Origin of the sequence: Rivularia sp. UHCC 0363, assembly GCF_034931125.1 — a bacterium.
Lineage (GTDB): Bacteria > Cyanobacteriota > Cyanobacteriia > Cyanobacteriales > Nostocaceae > Rivularia.
The window spans coordinates 1-18551 of sequence record NZ_JAYGHM010000009.1; the positions used below are offsets into that span (position 1 = coordinate 1).

10 protein-coding genes are annotated in these 18551 nt (G+C 39.2%); 6 read left to right on the forward strand and 4 right to left on the reverse strand.

Translation table 11 applies throughout. From position 1 onward, the window contains the following. Positions 1-1677 (forward strand): cellulose biosynthesis cyclic di-GMP-binding regulatory protein BcsB (locus VB797_RS07260; RefSeq protein WP_323236999.1); only part of this gene is annotated, 1677 nt, incomplete at its 5' end. Positions 1678-1855: 178 nt separating this feature from the next. Further along, positions 1856-4462, forward strand: coding sequence for a UDP-forming cellulose synthase catalytic subunit (gene bcsA, locus VB797_RS07265; RefSeq protein ID WP_323237000.1), 2607 nt, complete (start codon positions 1856-1858; stop codon positions 4460-4462). 62 nt (positions 4463-4524) lie between these two features. On the opposite strand, the gene VB797_RS07270 is transcribed toward bcsA, so the two are convergent. From VB797_RS07270 to VB797_RS07280, 3 genes are all read right to left on the reverse strand, one after another. Beyond that, entirely contained in the window at positions 4525-6255 is a 1731-nt protein-coding gene (locus tag VB797_RS07270) for an ATP-binding protein (RefSeq protein ID WP_323237001.1), read from the reverse strand. Between the two features lie 146 nt (positions 6256-6401). After that, complete coding sequence (locus VB797_RS07275) at positions 6402-6647, reverse strand: hypothetical protein (RefSeq protein WP_323237002.1); 246 nt, start codon at positions 6645-6647, stop codon at positions 6402-6404. Between the two features lie 252 nt (positions 6648-6899). Beyond that, a complete protein-coding gene (locus VB797_RS07280; RefSeq protein WP_323237003.1) occupies positions 6900-7058 on the reverse strand; it encodes a hypothetical protein in 159 nt (52 codons plus the stop codon). A gap of 105 nt (positions 7059-7163) precedes the next feature. Here VB797_RS07280 and lepA point away from each other — a divergent pair, with 105 nt between their 5' ends. The 3 genes from lepA (at position 7164) to VB797_RS07295 (ending at position 16906) form a co-directional block, all read left to right on the forward strand. Beyond that, positions 7164-8981, forward strand: a complete 1818-nt coding sequence (gene lepA, locus VB797_RS07285) for a translation elongation factor 4 (RefSeq protein ID WP_323237004.1) — start codon at positions 7164-7166, stop codon at positions 8979-8981. A 293-nt stretch (positions 8982-9274) separates the two neighbouring features. Continuing rightward, entirely contained in the window at positions 9275-10231 is a 957-nt protein-coding gene (locus VB797_RS07290; protein ID WP_323237005.1) for a hypothetical protein, read from the forward strand. Between the two features lie 414 nt (positions 10232-10645). Then, positions 10646-16906, forward strand: a complete 6261-nt coding sequence (locus VB797_RS07295) for a translocation/assembly module TamB domain-containing protein (protein ID WP_323237006.1) — start codon at positions 10646-10648, stop codon at positions 16904-16906. Positions 16907-17209: 303 nt separating this feature from the next. Here the strand turns inward: VB797_RS07295 and VB797_RS07300 are convergent, their stop codons facing one another. Continuing rightward, positions 17210-17428 (reverse strand): hypothetical protein, encoded by a 219-nt coding sequence (locus VB797_RS07300; RefSeq protein WP_323237007.1) that lies wholly within the window; start codon positions 17426-17428, stop codon positions 17210-17212. Between the two features lie 626 nt (positions 17429-18054). Between VB797_RS07300 and VB797_RS07305 the strand changes: the two genes are divergently transcribed. Beyond that, positions 18055-18486: a GNAT family N-acetyltransferase gene (locus VB797_RS07305; RefSeq protein WP_323237008.1), complete on the forward strand. Its 432-nt coding sequence runs from the start codon at positions 18055-18057 to the stop codon at positions 18484-18486. Positions 18487-18551 lie beyond the last annotated feature (65 nt).

Below are 18551 nucleotides of genomic sequence, written 5' to 3' on the forward strand. Positions count from 1 at the left end.
AATCTAATTAATTACCTGCAACCAACCAAGATCGATCCAAGATGGTTAACCGCAGCATCTCGCTTGCAAGCTTCATTGGGGAGAAAAACAAATTTCCGTGCCTTGGATACAAAATTAGTCACGGATATCGCAGATGTTAAGTCCGAAGAAAAGTTAGTCATTATTGGTACTCCCAACGAACAACCCGCTTTAGCAGAAATAGATTTACCAGTTGCAGTACAAGGTAATCAAATTCTCGATGCAAACCAGAACCCCGTAGCGGAAGATCGAGGAGTTCTGATCTTGACTACTACCAAAACGGGCGCTCCAGTTTTAGTTGCGACTGGAAATGGAGCAAAAGGAGTCGAGAAAGCTGTTCAGTTTTTATTACAGCCAGACACCCGCAAAATGGGCGCTGGTCAAGTCGTTTTTGTGGATAAAGTTCCAGAATTAACCACTCCTGGGGAACGCGAATGGTCTCGTTATTTACCCAAGGAAAACTCTTTTCAACTCAGCGAACTTGAGACACAAAAAGAAGAGAAATTTAAAGATGTCACGGTGCGAGGGTCTGAAGCGTTACCAGTAGAAATTGATTTTCGCGCTTTACCAGACGATCGCTTTTTACGCGGAAGTTCGATGAATTTAGTCTACAGCTACGGACCGCAACTTAATCCCAGAACTTCTGCCGTTGAAGTATTACTTGACGGTAACTTCATTGGCGGTCAGCGCTTGTCAGATGAATCGGGAGAAACTCGCAAATCCCTAAAAGTAGATTTACCTCCAAAATTAATCAAACCCAATTCCAAGATTGAAGTGTTCTTTCGCATGAATGCCAGAGAACCTTTTAACACCCAAGAGTGTCGTTATGCTCCCGATCGCCAACTTACAGGTACGGTACATAATGACACTAGCTTCGACTTAAAGCGTGAAACTTCTGCGACATTACCCAATTTAGAACTGCTGCAATATGGTTTTCCTTTTGCTTCTCCCCAAGATTTATCAAAAACAACGATTGTTGTCCCGCAAAATCCCTCTCAAACAGATGTGTTGACATTGTTAGAGTTTAGCGAACGTTTGGGTCGGCTGTCCGAAGCCTCTTCAGTAGAACTCAATGTTTATACACCCAATACTTTATCTAAGGCAGAGGAAGTTAAAAATAACACTAATATAGTAGCGATTGGTACGCAAGAAAATTTCCCGCTACCAGAAGTGCTACAAAAAAGTCAAGGGTTTAATTTGAGCCAATCATTTATCCGCATATTTGGTGACGAAAAAGAAAAAGATCGGGCAAAAATCCAAGTACCACAAAACGATCAAGGGATGATTAAAGAAATTATTTCTCCTTGGAATGGCAATCGCGTAGTTTTGGCTTTAACTGCTCAAACGGAATCTGGTTTAGACAGAGTACGGCAAGTTTTAGATAATGACCCTTGGTTTTTCCAACTAAAGGAAGACACTGTACTAATTAGTAGCGACGAAAAAAATCCCAATCCTGAAGATGAGAATGCCTATAAATTGGACTTTTTTAACAGTAGTTCCAAATCTCGTCGGATAGATAAAGGCAACCCTCTAAGTCAGATGTCTTTAATGCTGCAAGAAAATTGGCTGTTACTACCTCTGGGAATTGTTGGTATATCCCTGTTTCTTTATGGAATTGCCCAGCTATATCTGAAGCGGATAAATTCGAGCGATAAATAATAGCCCTTGTCATGACTGGTTCCTAGTCTCTGGCTGGGAACCCATCTTAGAAGGCTCTGCCTTCGGGTCAGTTGAGGCAATGGCTCGAAGCCAATAACTAGACTTAAACTTTATCCGTTCAGCGATGCTGCCTAAGAATCGCAAATAATCAAAAACAAGTCAAAATATTAATTTTAAAATGTCAGATTCATCGCCAACTGAACGCCGACACAAGCGTAATTTATTTAACCCAAGCGTATGGTTAACTGATTTTACTCCTCGATTATTTGACCGTTCTTTAAACAAAGTCGGCATAAAAAACTTTAAATGGTTAGTAATATTACTACTGATATTTTCAGTACCATTAATTGTCACACCAATAGAAATATGGCAGCAGGCAGTTGTTGCAGTATTTCTAGTTGTTCTCGGTCAACTAATTGTCAGAGCGGAAAAAGACGAATCATCCCCAGAAATTAGCCATTATTACCATTTATTTATGGTGTGGCTGAGTTTGGTGACTACTACACGTTACCTTTTTTACCGTACTTCTTATACTCTCAACTTTGATTCCTGGGTCAATAGTATTGCCTGCCTTGTTTTGTTCATCGCTGAGCTATACGCGGTTTTGACCCTTGTACTGGCATATTTTCAAACTTTAAAACTTAAGGAACGTCAGCCCATCGATCTGGCTGGGGTTCCGTCAGCCGAGTGGTTCAGCGTTGATATTTATATCCCCACCTACAACGAGGAAGTGGAGATTGTTCGTAAAACTGCGATCGCAGCCTTAACTTGCGAATATGCTCGTGGTAAGAAAAAGGTTTATATTCTTGATGATGGTCGTCCTGAAAAGTATCAAGAAAACGACCCGCGTCGGCAAAAATTTGCTGCTAGACGGGAAGAATTAAGCAGAATGTGTTTAGAACTTGGTTGTATCCACTTAACTCGGGATAATAACAACCATGCGAAAGCAGGGAATATTAACCATGCGTTTCAGCAAACAGCAGGTGACTTGGTATTAATTTTAGACTGCGACCACATTCCATCCCGTCAATTTCTTCTACATACAGTCGGTTTTTTCTACGACCCCAAAGTTGCTTTTGTTCAGACTCCCCACTGGTTTTATAACCCCGACCCTTTCGAGCGCAACTTACTTACTGGTGGTAGAATTCCTGTAAACAACGAACTGTTTTATAAAGTCATTCAAAAAGGAAACGATTTTTGGAATGCCTCATTTTTCTGCGGTTCTGCGGCAGTAATTCGTAAATCTCATGTTCTAGAAATCGGTGGAATTGCTGTAGAAACGGTCACAGAAGATTGTCATACAGCATTGCGGTTGCATTCGCGGGGCTACAAATCTATTTACTACGATAAAATCATGATTGCGGGCTTAGCCCCCGAAACTTACCCTGCTTATTTGGGTCAGCAAATGCGTTGGGCTAGAGGAATGGCGCAGATTCTCCGTCTAGAAAACCCGCTATTTAACCCAAAACTCAAACTAACAATTCCCCAACGGCTTTGTTATTTCAGTGCTACTTCCCACTTTTTATACGGTTTGCCGCGAATAGTATACGCAATTATCCCGACCTTATTTTTACTATTTGGTGTTAATCCAGTTCGAGGTTTGGGTTTGGAAACTCTTGCCTATGCCATACCTCATATTATTCTTTCCTTGAGTACTAATTACATTATTTATAAACACGCTCGTTTTAGTTTCTGGAACGAAGTTTTTGAATTCGTAATGTCTTTTCAGGTAGCAGGAGTGACATTGTTGGCGTTAATTAATCCAAATAATGGTTCTTTTAACGTTACCGACAAAGGTGTAAACGTTACCAAACGCAGCTTCGACTGGAAATCAATGCTCGGCTTAATAATTGCTACAGCATTTGTAGTCTTAGCTTTACTTGCTGTTCCTTATTGGGTATTGCTGCGTCCAGAAGATTGGGAAGCTGTTCTGGTAAACACTATGTGGTGTGTCCTGAACTTAATTTTGTTAATAGCTGCTTTATTAGTGGCTTACGAAAAACCGCAAATCCGCAAGCAACACCGTTTACAAAGATGTCTCCCCATCAAAATTTCTAGTTACGACCAAATTATTGTTGGTGAAACAGTAAATATATCCGAAACAGGGGTTTTAATTGTCTTAGATTCACAATTAAACTTACCCGATGAAATAGAAATTGAAGTAGTGGGAGATTATGGAGCAAAAGTATTTTTAACTGGAAGAGTTGTCAGATTATTTTTGATTAGTAAGACACGAAACCACCTGGCAATTAATTTTGAGAATCTTACCCAACTGCAAAAAGACCAATTATCCTTAGTTTTATATTCTGATGTTAAACAATGGTATTCCCAAAAGCGTAAATATGCAGATCGACCAGTTGCTTCTCTAGGATTTATCGCGACTAGTTTACTGCGTTCCCTACAGGATATTCAACCAACCAAACAGAAACAGTTACGCAAACAAGTATTTGCCTTTGGTGAACTATATTTAGATGGCGATCGCTTTACTGGGATAATCACCGATTTAGGAGTCACGGGGTTGCGTCTGAAATTAGACAGCATAAAAGCCAAATATAGTGATAAAGTGCTTGGGCAAAATGATTTGTACAATATGCAAACCATCAAACCACCCGTTGGTTTACTTTTGAGCAAAGAATTAGACAAATCGAAACCCAATCGATTTATTGCTGAAATTGAAACTGTGGAAGAAGATAAAACTGGCACAATTACCATCGAGTTAAAATTCCCAGATAAATTTAAAGACAAGCAGCAGTCAAAAATTAAGCAGCTTTTGGAACAGCTTTAAGTCAGTTATACTAACTTAAAAATTGGGAATTGGTAATTGGTAATTGCATAAGTCCCATCTCCTTAACCTTCTGACTCAGTTGAAACCAAAACGGGTTGTTGGTAAAGCGGTAATGTGAAGGTAACTGTAGAGCCGAGTCCTTCACCTAAGCTGTAAAAATGTACTTCTCCACCCATTGCTTCGACTAATTTCTGGGATATGGTTAATCCCAAGCCGGTACCTCCATATTGACGGGTACGGGAACCATCAACTTGGGAAAATAATTGAAATAGTTTGTCTTGCTGGTCTAAAGAAACGCCAATTCCGGTATCTACTACCCGTACTTTTACCATGCCGGGAAATTCTTGCTCTTTAAATATTACTTTTTTACGCACTACATCGGCGGTAACGGTGATGTGTCCTTCGTGGGTAAATTTGATCGCGTTACCGACTAAATTGATCATTACTTGTTTGAGACGGAGATAATCGCTGTAAACGATAATTTCATCATTGGTTTCGGGTAGCTGCATCCCAAAACTGAGATTTTTATGCTCTGCTTGCAAACGCATTCCGTTTTCTACATCGCTGAATAACTCATCCAGCTTTACTGGACTAAGTTCTAACTCCATTTTGCCTGCTTCTATTTTGGCAAAGTCGAGGATGTCATTGATAACTTCAAGTAGATGTATGGATGATTTATGAGCTTCTTCAAGAAAAACCGCTTTTTCCTCTTCATCATCTGCCATTCCATCCAAAATCAGCTTTAAAAAGCCAATCATGCCATTTAACGGCGTGCGAATTTCGTGAGAAACATTGGCCAGAAACTCGCTTTTGAGACGGGAAGCGTCTTCTGCTTGCTGACGAGCTAATTCTAATTCTTTATACAAAGTTGCGTGCGCGATCGCGGTACCAATTTGATCTGCTGCTTCTTTGGTTAGTTTTAGTTCTTTTGTTGATAAGTTCGAGCAGTCCGCAGCTAAACTCAAAACGATTAAGCTATTGGGTTGCTCTTGATGAGAAGTTGCAACTACTAGAAGTTTTTCCGCTTGAAATACAGAATCTTTTGTTTGCTCTACAATAACTGGCTTAAGAGTATCCAAAGCTTGAGTAAATCCAGCTTCAGAAGTTACATCTATTTCTGTTCCCAACATTGAGTTAATCGCAGGCTGACAAGATTCAGCAATTACACGTACTTTTGGCTGACCATAATAAGGAAATATAATACAGCGTTTTGGTTTCAGTGTAGCGCCTAAGCTATCAACAGTTTGCTGCCAGATAATATTTAAATCTAGGGTTCGCCTGATATTCCGGGTAATATTATTGATCAGTTTCTGATATTGCTGCGAACGTATATTTTCTTCGCCATGCGTAGACTTAGGTATCAGTTCAATCTGACTTTTGCTCGCCCCAACCTGCAATAATCTTCCCATGACCAACGCCGACGTTGCAGCGTCGCCTAAAACTGGCATAATCGGAGTTATCAGCAACTCCAGTTCGATACTTCCTTGAGAATAGTTAAACCAACATTGGCGCTTTTGGGGAGTCAAAGTTGTTAATACTTGCTCCAACTGTTCCAAATAACCAGCTTTGTCAACCGGAGCGAAACTATGGCGATCGCCATCCTGAATAATATGTTCTGGCGTTAATCCTAGACGTTCGCTTTGCTGCAAAAAGAACTTTAAGTAACGCCCCGTGGCATCCTGAACGTACACCAATTCTGCCCCCAGACAAGCTAATGCGTTGGTGTGATCGGTAACAAATTCCAGATTTTCGGACAATAAATACGGTGATTGAGAATTCGCAGCAATACTCATGACTGGAGTTGAATAGAAACAGTACGGTCCAAAGAAGTTGTGCTAATAGCTGCTTAAGTTTGGCATAAAATTTTACAGCTTTAGCAGACTTGCTGAGGATTTTTATTGTATTTCTGGAATCATTCGCCAAAAATTAATTATATTTCTCAATCGTTCCACTCACCTCTGGGTGGTACTTTAATTCGATGAGGAGTCCGGGTTAGTTCATCATCTCTAGGAATATCTCCGCGCAGCCATTGACGCAGCGCTACTTCAATCACTTTAGAGGGGTCGCTACTCAAGTGACTAATTTTTTCTACTAACTCGGAATCCAAGCGGATAGCGACTTCGACCTTTTCAGATAATTCGGATAATATTTTTTCCGATTGATCGGGTCTTTCTTTCATATTCATAGCTAATATTCTCTGCGCGTTATTTGTTCCAAAGCTGTGGAAAGCAAAAGCAGCTTTACCTAATCACTGTTTGCTGCATCAAGTAGTCAAAAAACCTTGCGTTTCGGATACCCCTCTGCTTTAAAGCATAGGAAAGTAGTTCCTTTTAACGTGGTTTAGTTCAGAATGTAGACCAATTGGGTTGTGATAATTACAAGCCCGCGAATTTTAATTGTCAGGCTTGTCTTTAACTGGAAGTCCCCGACGTTTATTTTACGCTTTCACCATAACAATACCAGTACTAATTAAATACTCTTTTATGTTTTCTATAAAGTTTGATTGGGCATAGGGAATTGCGAATTGGGCATTGGGCATTGGGCATTGAGAATTATCTCCCCATCCCCCCATCTCCCCATCTCCCCATCCCCCCATCTCCTACTACAACTTTGGGCAGCGTGTTTGCGAATAAAGCATTACAATACTTAAGGTAACTAGCTTTTTCCAAAAAGGTTACAGAATACAGCTTTAAGTAAGTATATGACTGACGTTCCGGCAGCTCGCATTCGTAATTTTTGCATTATCGCTCATATTGACCACGGGAAATCAACTCTGGCCGATCGCCTTCTGCAAACCACTGGTACAGTGGAAAATCGGCAGATGAAGGAGCAATTTCTCGATAATATGGATTTGGAACGGGAGCGCGGCATTACTATTAAGCTGCAAGCTGCCCGGATGAATTATCAGGCTCAAGATGGTCAGGAATATGTCCTAAATCTAATTGATACTCCCGGACACGTTGACTTTTCTTATGAGGTGTCCCGCAGCTTGGTAGCCTGCGAAGGAGCGCTGTTAGTGGTTGATGCTTCTCAAGGTGTGGAAGCTCAGACTTTGGCTAATGTTTACCTGGCAATTGAGAATAATTTAGAAATTATCCCGGTTTTAAATAAAATCGATTTACCAGGTGCCGAACCCGAACGGGTTATCGGTGAAATTGAAGAAATTATCGGTTTGGATTGCAGCGGTGCGATTCTTGCTTCTGCAAAGGAGGGAATTGGGATTCCGGAAATTTTAGAAGCGATTGTCGAACGAGTACCGCAGCCCAAAAATACCGTTGACGAGCCTTTACGAGCATTGATTTTTGATAGTTATTACGATAGCTACCGGGGAGTTGTTGTTTATTTCCGGGTAATGGATGGAACGCTCAAAACTGGCGATAAAGTCTATCTGATGGCTTCAGAGAAGGAGTATGAAGTTGATGAGTTGGGGATTCTTTGTCCCAATCAAAAGCCGGTAGATGAACTTCATGCTGGGGAAGTTGGCTATTTTTCGGCGGCGATTAAAGCTGTGGAAGATGCGCGGGTTGGAGATACGATGACTTTAAGTAAAAATAAAGCAGCGGAACCTTTACCCGGTTATGCGGAAGCCAAGCCGATGGTATTTTGCGGAATGTTCCCCATAGATTCCGACCAGTTCAAGGATTTACGGGAAGCTTTAGATAAACTCAAGCTCAATGATGCAGCTTTACAATTTGAACCGGAAACTTCCAGCGCTATGGGTTTTGGTTTCCGTTGCGGGTTCTTGGGTTTGCTGCACATGGAAATTGTTCAGGAACGTTTGGAACGCGAGTATAATCTTGATTTAATTATTACCGCTCCTTCGGTAGTTTACCGAGTAGTTACTAATAAGGGCGAAGAAATATACATTGATAACCCCAGTAAATTACCTTCTCCTAACGAACGGGACAAAATTGAGGAACCTTACGTTAAAGTAGAAATGATTACGCCGGAAACCTACGTGGGAACCTTGATGGAGTTGTCTCAAGGTCGTCGGGGTGTGTTTAAAGATATGAAATATCTTGCTCAAGGACGAACTACTTTAACCTACGAATTACCTTTAGCCGAAGTTGTCACCGACTTTTTCGACCAGATGAAATCGCGATCGCGTGGTTATGCGAGTATGGAATATCAATTGATTGGCTATCGTGAAAATCATTTGGTGAAGCTGGATTTGATGATTAACGGCGACCCGGTAGACTCTTTAGCGATGATTGTCCACCGAGATAAAGCTTATCATGTTGGGCGAGCGATGGCTGAGAAATTGAAGGAATTAATTCCCCGTCATCAGTTTAAAGTGCCGATTCAAGCCGCGATCGGTAGTAAGATAATTGCCTCAGAACATATTCCAGCATTGCGGAAGGATGTGTTAGCCAAATGTTACGGTGGTGATATTAGCCGTAAGAAGAAACTTTTGCAGAAACAAGCCAAAGGTAAAAAGCGGATGAAATCTGTGGGTACCGTTGATGTTCCCCAGGAAGCGTTTATGGCTGTATTGAAATTGGATCAGCAAAGTCCGTAATCCCCACCCATCAATAATGTAGAGACGTTGCAGTGCAACGTCTCCCGTATTTAGGATTGTATCGAGTAATTTTTAAATAGGACACTTCAGGATGCCTATCATACAAAAACCTATTGCGCCATAACACACCCTACAAATTGCGTCCCATTTAAACAAAATTTTGATATAGGGAAATCGCCCGTACTCGAAAATAGTGCGGGCGATTTTGTTAAGAAGTTAGGATTATTTTTATAATACCGAAAAATCTGGCTTTAGTTGAATATTAGTGGAAATGTTGTGATGCAGAATCTATATTGAAGTTTTGGACAGTAAAAGATACAGTTGAGCAGATTAAGCCACCTGTAGACAGCGATGAGGAAATTATCGCAGATCGTCAGGTGAATTTGCCCGATAATGACAACAGCGAGCTAAATCAAGCGGATTGTGCAAATATTCAATCAATTGAAGAAAAGCCATCTGTATGCGATCGCGAAATTACAGAAGATGTAGATATTTGGACAAACTTGTGGGAAGACAATAGCGAGCTAGATGAATCTGTAGCTATACCACTGACAACCGAAGCGGATTCTGCAAATATTCAATCAAATCCAGTTGAAACCACTCCACAAGAAACTGCTGAAGATGAATCTGTAGCTATACCACTGACAACCCAAGCGGATTCTGCGAACAATATAGTTCAATCTGAGTTAAAAACTCAATCAACCCCAGTTGAAACCGATCCGCGATCGCAAAGAATTGAATTTATTAAAGGAATCTCACCAGTCATCGGAGCAGTTATCGGAGCAGTTGCTTTCGTTTCTTTAGGTTCAATCTCCGGATTTAGTCCAATCCAAAATTCAAAATTAACTGATGCGCGATCGCGTACACCAATACAACTATCCGATCAAAGTCCATCGACACCATCTGACGGTTGGGTTTTTATCGGTAATGTTAATAAAATCTCACCAGCTTTTGGAAAGCCTTTAACTTTTGGAAAGCCTTTAGTTGAAGGTTCCCAGTCTACAAACTCATCTGTTGTTCCATCGGTAGGGACGTTAGTCACCGTCAGTTTTGAACCAGGTGTGACTTTAAGAGATAACGTACCACAAAAACCGAATTTCTCTTACAAAGAACAAAAAGCTTTGGATGTTGTTAAGCCAACAGAGAAGCTAAAGATTCTACAAGTCGAATTTATCACACCCCCTCAAGCAACTAAATCTATCACATCTGTTTGGGCAAAAGTTGATCGATGTGGTGGAGATTGTAATTAAGAATTGATATTATACAGCACAAAAAATACTCTGCGTTCCTCCGCGTTATCCTTGGCGCTATGCGTTTTAAAATACGTTATATGTCATCATCGGAAGAATGCGATCGCGCCATAAAAAATATATCTCCCAGATAATGGTAATTTAACTTTGCGGAGGAAGTAACAATATAACCGTTGAGCTATAATGTGTCCTCTAGCCTCTATCTAAATATTCCAGATAAAAAACTGTCACAAAATCCCAAGATTTCTATCCCCGAAAAGTATTAAGTATTATCCCTACAGGAAAAAAATCAAAAAGTAAGTAATTAACCTTGTATAAAACTTTCAAAGGCGTATCATAATACCCAAATCTTAACTTACTAAAGATTGGGATACTGGTCGAATAATATTGTGTTTTACCTAGATTAAATCAGTTATGACATCGCCAAATAATACTCCCCCATCAGATTTACATAATTCGCATCAACCAAAAAAGCGAGTTTGGCTGCGTAATGCTGCGAAAATTGCTGGTATTTCTCTTCTGGGTTTGGGTATTGTTGGCTACTTTAGTTTAGATTATTGGATTCGTCGCAAGTTGCCACCTTTATTAGATGCACAACTAACTGACTATATCAATCGTCCGGTCAAGGTTGGTTCGGTAAAAAGCTGGTCTTTGGCTGGTATAAGATTAGAAAAGTCTTGGATTCCAGCTACTCAAAATGACCCAAATTTTGTTAAGGCTAAAGCTGTAGATATCGGGATTAATCCGATTCCGCTGCTGTTTACTCGAACGCTTCCGATGAGGATAACTTTGATTGAACCGGATCTTTATATTGAACAAGATCAGCAGGGGAAATGGGTTAGGCTTAATTTAGATACGAGTGATGAAGAACTTCCGTTTGATATTAATGCTAAAATCCAGTTACAAAGAGCTAAGGTTGCTGTACTTCCTCAAGCTTTGAATGAACCTTTTGCTGTCGAGCCAATTAACGGTTTTCTTAATTACAATCCAAAGCAAGCTTGGCAATTACAGTATGGTGTTAATGCTCCAGTTGTTAAGGGAAAGGTGGATCTTAATGGTGAAACTCAGTTAACTACTTGGAAAACTAAGTTAACTGCAAATATTTCTCGGCTTTCCTTACCAGATTTGAGTCGTTATGTCAAGGATAGTCTGCCGGTGACGATTCCCAGCGGTGAATTAAACGCTAATTTGGAAATTGATTTACCCACTTTATCTGAGTTACCTTTTGTCAAGGGGACTGCTAATTTACAGCGTTTGCAGGTAAAATCACCACAGTTAAAGGCTCCAATAAACGCGATCGCAAATTTACGCTTCGATGGACAAAAGGTCAGTTTTGGGGATACTAGAGCAAGTTATGGTAATTTAATTGCTGCGGTTTCTGGAGTTGCGGATTTAAATCAGGGTTTTGATTTAAAGGTTAATACGAATTCTTTCGGGATTGCAAACCTGTTAAAAACAACTTCGGTGAAATCTCCGGTAAATATAGATGGTAATTTACAAGCTGAGCTTTTAGTTAAGGGAGATGGGAAAAATCCGATTTTACTCGGCAATATTGTCAGTCAACGAGGGGTAGTTGTAGATAAGACGGTATTTAGTAAAGTTAATGCTGTTTTTGGTGGGAATTTACAGCAAGTTATTTTAAAAGAGTTTCGCGCAACTCCTTTGTCTGGTGGTGATATTATCGCTAAGGGTGAAGTTTCATTCCCTAAGTCTTTACCGGAAGTTAAGGATTTTAGTCAATCGAAAATAGCGTTGGTAATTGATGCTTTAATTCCTAATACTGGGGCGATAGTTGCTCCCTACGGCGTTACCAATGATATGGTAAAGTTGGGAAGATTATCGGCAGTTGGTGAAGTTGAAGGAACCTTGGGAAATCCTCAAGCTGTTTTATCATGGAAGCTACCTGAAGTTGAAGCTAATGCGGTTGGTCAAGTTTCTGGTGGTGGTGAGATTAAGTTAGCGGGAAATTTAGTTACTTTAAATAATACGACTTTACGCACTGAGACAGCGAAGGTAGATGTTGAGGGTAGAGCCAATTTAGCTACGAATAATTGGAATGCTGCTGTTAATGCCAATACTTTAACTTTAAATCCGTTTTTAGCCAAGATTGAGAATGTCGGGAACAGAATCAAGGAAAGTTCAATATTTTTACGACGTGGTAATGTACGATTAGCGGGAAGTTTGAATGATTTCGACTTTGCGAAGATTCAAGGTAATGTCGATCTCAATTTAAATGTTAATCAAGGTAGTGTTGCCGTCAATGGGAATTTAAATCAAGGTATATTAACAGCTAATGCCAATGCTGCGAGTATTGGTTTAAATAAAATTGTACCGGAGTTACCTATAGCTGTAAGGGTTGCAGATACTAAGGTTAATGTTTCGGGTAGGATAAAAGAGTTAATTAATTATAAATCGATTGATAGTCTGGATAGTTTCCGAGCTTCCGTTGATGGAAATTTGATTTTACCGGAAGTTAAGGGTAACGGTAGAGTTAATTTTAATGGGAAGGGGAATTTTGCTACGAAAAATTGGAATTTAGTCGCAAATGCAAATTCTTTTCCGGTGACTTCTTTACTATCAGCAGAACAAAGGAAGCAATACAGATTAAATCAACCAGTTACTTTACGACAAGGTAATGTCACACTAGCTGGAAATTTAGATATTATCAATAATTTCGACCCCGCAAAGGTTAACGGTACTGCTAATTTAAATTTAGCTGTTAACAATGGTAGGGTTGTAGTTGACGGAAATTTGAATCGAGGTATATTGCAAGCGAATGTTAACGCTAATAGTATTCCCGCAAATCCGTTTTTACCAGAACTACCTTTACCTGTTACCGTAGCAAATACTCAAGTTAACGTTTACGGTCGGTTGAAACAGTTGCTGGAATTTAAAACGGTTGAAAAATTAGATCAACAATTAAATCAATTAAATAGTTTCCGAGCTATTGCTAATGGACAGTTAACTATACCGGGTAGAAATAGCGGTAAAATCAATTTTAATGCCAACGGTAATTTAGCCACTAATAATTTACAAGCCACAGCAACTGCAAATGGTGTTTCATTAAATCAACTTTTATCTTCTACACCTTTACCAGTGACGGTAAGAAATAGTAAAGTTAATCTCATCGGTAAAATAGACCAGCTTTTAGATAATAACTTTAATAACGTCATCGCCGATGTGAATGCCAACTTAGCAGTTGCTCAAGGTACGGTAAAGGCGATCGCTAATCTCAACAATGGTAAAATCGCTAGTAATATCAATGCAGCGAACGTTAATACTCCCTTATTGTGTCGCAGTTTTAATATATCTTGTCCCCAACTTTCACAATTATCTGCTTTTTTAAACTTAACTGGGGAAGTTGAACCTTTATTAAAAGGGAATCCGATTTTAATTCAAGCAAACGAAATTATAGCTACTACCCAAGAACAACAATTAAACGCAAACGGACAAATTGCGATCGTTCCGGGTAATAATGGCATATCTTCTTGGAATGTTGCTACAGATTTAAAAGTTGATGTAAATTCCAACTTAGCCAAACTTCCTATACAAGCAATAGCTCGACAGTTAGATGAAGGGAGTATCCCAACAGTAAAAGGTAAAGCTGATTTTTCCGGTAGACTTATCGGGAGAAACTTACTTTCCGCACCTTTTGCTCCCGGTAACGTCAGGTTAGCAGGAAATTTAAACTTAAGAAATCTCGCTTTAGATAATAGAATCCAATTTCAAGCTTTATTACAAGGACCCGTCAACGTCAACTTAGGAAACAGCATCGAATTCGATTTGCAAGGTAAAAGCGATCGCATTGCCGCTAATTTACAACCTTGTAATCGAAATGATTGTTTATCCCCTTATCTTCCTACTTTCTTCGACTTACAGCAAGGAGTTAATACCAAAAATCCGATTCTTCTCAGCGGTGTACGTCAAGGTGACGTTTTAGATATCAACTTGAAAAACGCTTCCCTATCCTTATTAAATCTTGTTCCCGTCGTCGAAGAAACCATTGGTTATCCCGTCGGTGGAACAGTAACTGGAAATCTTGACGTTAACTTGTTCAACTTAGCAACCGCTGGCAATATTAATATAGATACTCCTTCCATCGGTGCCTTAAAAGCTAAAGAATTAGTCGCCGATTTCTCTTATGATGGGAATATTGCTCGCGTTGATGCTGCAACTTTGCAAATTGGTCAAACCGAATATGCTTTCAATGGTGGTTTAAATTTAAAATCCGGGGATATTAACGGTAGATTAGTAGCGAATGCTGGAAGAGTTGAAGATATTTTCGCTGCTGTAAATGTATTTAACTTAGAAGATTTACAAGGTGGAGTTAACAGCATTTTAAATCCGCAATACGGAAATACTGCTGACGTTTCAACTCAACCCGTGGGAAAACCTAACGCTCCTATACTCGAACAACTCCGCTTATTTGCACAAATTGTAAATCGGATTCAACAACAAGCTGCTTTACAACAAGAAGATAAAACCATCCAGTTCGATATTAAAGGGGAATATAACGCAGAACTTGCGGTGAATGGAAAACTGACAAATCCCCAAGTTAATTTTCAGCTACAGGGTAACGATTGGCAATGGCGACCTCAAGAAGAATACGTCACATATAATTCCCGTCAAGGTGTGGTTGTCAAACAAAATCAAGCTATAAATATTAGTCAAGTAGTTGCTCAAGGAAGCTATAAAGACGGAATAATTCAAGTTCAACCCGTTCAAGTTGCAGTGGAAGGTGGTTTAATTGCTTTTGGTGGAAGTTTAGCATTAGATAGATTCCAATCTTCGGGATTATTACAGATTCAAAATCTTCCCGTGGATTTAGCAAAAAGGTTTGTCGATTTACCCGTTGATGTCGGTGGGAAGTTCAATTTACAAGCAGACCTCGGTGGAAATGCATTCAAACCTGATATTCCCCAAGGTGCATTTTCCTTAGTTAACGGTACCATCAACGGAAAACCGTTAGGTGAATTAGCCGGTAATTTTAACTATATTGATTCTATAGCCAAACTTAATACTACCCCCAATTCCGTTGTTAAAGTTGACGCAACCGTTGCTTATCCCCTCCAACCAAATCGTAATAATGCTGTAGCTGTCCAAGCAAGAATTGATAACCAAGCATTTACGCTTTTAGATGCTTTAACCCAAGGTCAAGTCCAGTGGATCGATGGTCAGGGAGAAATTGCGATCGCGATTAACGGTGAATTAGATCCCGACGCTGATACAGTTCGAGGAGCATTAAATAATTTAGTTGCTCAAAGTGCAATTCAAATCGAAAATGCCACAATTAGAACGCTTCAGTTAGAAAACGATATTAAACTATCTGCTGTCGGTAACGCTGCTTTGCAAAACGAAATTATTCAAGTACAGGAAATAACGGGTAGTTTAGCCGAAAGTCCGTTTATTATTACTGGTAATTTACCTTTATTTCAAGTTAACAACGCTCAACCTTTAAATATCGCTTTAGGACCGGGAAATATTAAAATTAAAAACTTATACAAGGGAGAAATTGCTTCTAATATCCAAGTTACCCGCACAGCATTGAATCCCGTTATAGGTGGAGATATTCTTTTACAAAAAGGCAGAGTTTATATACCAAAACGTCGGGAAGAAGCAACGGAAAATACGGAAACAGCTAAATTAAGAAATGCAGCAACTGAAAAAGTTGCAGTTCAATCCAAACAATTAAACCAACCACCGCAAACAACTAATTTACCAATTAACCCCACCTTTGAAAACTTCCAAGTAACTTTAGGAAAAGGATTCAAATACAGTCAGAATCTACCACAAATTAACTTTCGCATGGCGGGAGACTTTACAATTAACGGTGATTTGAATAATCTCCGGGGAGATGGAGAAGTTGAACTTAAACGAGGAAGTGTTTTCCTACTCAATAATTCATTCTTTATAACTCGCGATCGCCAACAAGTAGTGACATTTTTACCGAGTCGTAGTTTACTAAATCCCCAACTTGATGTAGAACTACAAACTACAGTAGTTGATGCTGCTAAATTTGACCGTTTGCAAGCAGTAAATTCCGAAATTAGAGATGATATCGTTGCAGCAGCGAACCCAGAACAAATCGACGTAAGCATTACTGTTCAAGGTGAAGCACAGGAACTTCTAGCATCTTTAGGTAATAATAATGCATCTTCAGAGGATGCTTGCAGAACATATCAAAGAAACGTCCGATTATCCGGATTAGGAACTGTAACTACCGATTCCGTAAATCAATTAAATCAAGTTTCCAACTGCATCAACGCTAATAGTAGAGTAAGTATACAAACAAGAGATATACTTGATAACCCCGCAATTTCATTAACAAGTACCCCCACTCGTAACAATGGTGAAATTTTATCATTGTTAGGAAACCGGACATTTGCTTCATTACAAAAACTCGAACAGCAATTAACCAACGGAAACGAAACCGAATTACTCCAATCTTTAGTATTAGATTACGTATTCGCACCTTTAGAAACTCAAATTACTCAAGAATTTTTATGGCAAGTACAAAGACCCGTAAATTCTTTGGGTAAATCAATTGGGTTAACTAGATTACAGGTATTTCCGGCTTTAACAGGATTAAAAGATATTAACGAAACCTCTTCAGCGAGATTTGTTTACGATTACGAAGCGGGTGAATTTAGGTTAATGTATGAAACGAGGTTTTAAATAAAAATTAGAAGGATGGGGTTTAGGAGTTAAAAATAGAGAGAAGAAATTTGCTTATTAACAGTTGTAAAGTATTTAATTAATAAACATCATCATGAGAACCCAAAGTTAACAAAAGTATTTCTTCTTCTTCCGACTCTGAATTTTTGATAAATTCAAATAATATGCGATTATCGTAGTCTATCGAGCTTGACCAAATACCCTCTAAATCACCTTTTTATTTATTTTGAGAGCGTAATTGGGGATTTTTCTTTATTAGACGTTTGAACTTACGAACAAATCCAGGACTCCAAACTAAATTTTTCACCCATCCAACTCCGACATCAAATCGTCAACAGAACCGCGTTTTACGTTACCTTGTTCATAATCCGATTTAGCTTGTGCAACTTCCCTTATTATCTCATTGCGTCGCTGTTGGCTCAAGCGTCTACTTATGATATCAACGAGTATTTCTTGTTCTTCTGGTTGAAGCGCTTCAACAACTTCTAATGCTTGCTGGAATGTTGAAATTTTCTCTGTCATAACTTTGATGTAATTGCCATAACCTTCATTATAGTTACTGGTAAAAGCACTTTTTGATAAAATTCAAATAGCTTATCTACAGAAAGCCATTAAAAAAGTAAAATAGCCTTGAATAAATAGATTATCCAAAGCTAGATGATAGCATTAAGTTAAGTGGTAATTAATTGTGATTGAAGTAACTATTTGATTATGAAATAGGCACTTGGATGTATAATTGCATTTGGAAATATGAGCAACCTGTATCGGACGTTCGCCATCTAAGACCGCTCTGATGGAGGGTTGCGCCTCCCCTCGATGGCGACTAAGTAGAGGAAACGATAAAAACTCTACAACGTCCAAGGTAATTAAATATTTAACACTGTCCGAATACCTGCCAATTCGTTCTTCTTCGGTATTCGATAATGGGTCACTGCGGCATAACCCCCTGCCAGTACTGTTGCTCTGTTCCTGATATTTATAGAATATCAAGGATAAAGCCAAAATTTGTCGCTCTGAGGTTCAGTTGTGAGTCATACTTTGGGTAGAACCACCGAACTAATACAAATATTCCTTATAGCCACGATCAGGTTTTGGTAAAATAGCGATCGCAACGATCAAAGTAGCTGCAAATCAAAGCCTACTCTACAATGCAGACAATTAGACCTTATAATACTTCAGATATAGAGCAAGTTGTAAAGCTGTGGTGGGAAACTTGGCATCAGACGTTTCCTGAAATTAAACATCCACAATCATATGCTGCGTGGAAAGCGCGTTTTGAGAATGATTTAACGATAAAGGGCAATATTTGGGTTGCTGTTGAAGGTGTGATTGTGGGATTTATGGTGGTAATAGAAGAAGAAAGGGAATTAAATCAGCTGTTTGTAGATTCAAACTACCAAAATCGAGGTATTGGTAAAGCTTTGATAGAGAAAGCTAAATTAATTTGTCCCCAGGGATTGACGCTGACAACATTACAAAACAATACAAAAGCTTGCCTATTTTACGAAAAGCATGGTTTTAAGCCGGGTATGATGTCCAACAATAAAATTAACGGACAGCCGAATATTGAATATAGCTGAATTTCTAGTAGTACGTTTCATTAGTTCTAAAGGGGTTTTATAGTAGTGCGACCATCTTGGTCGCT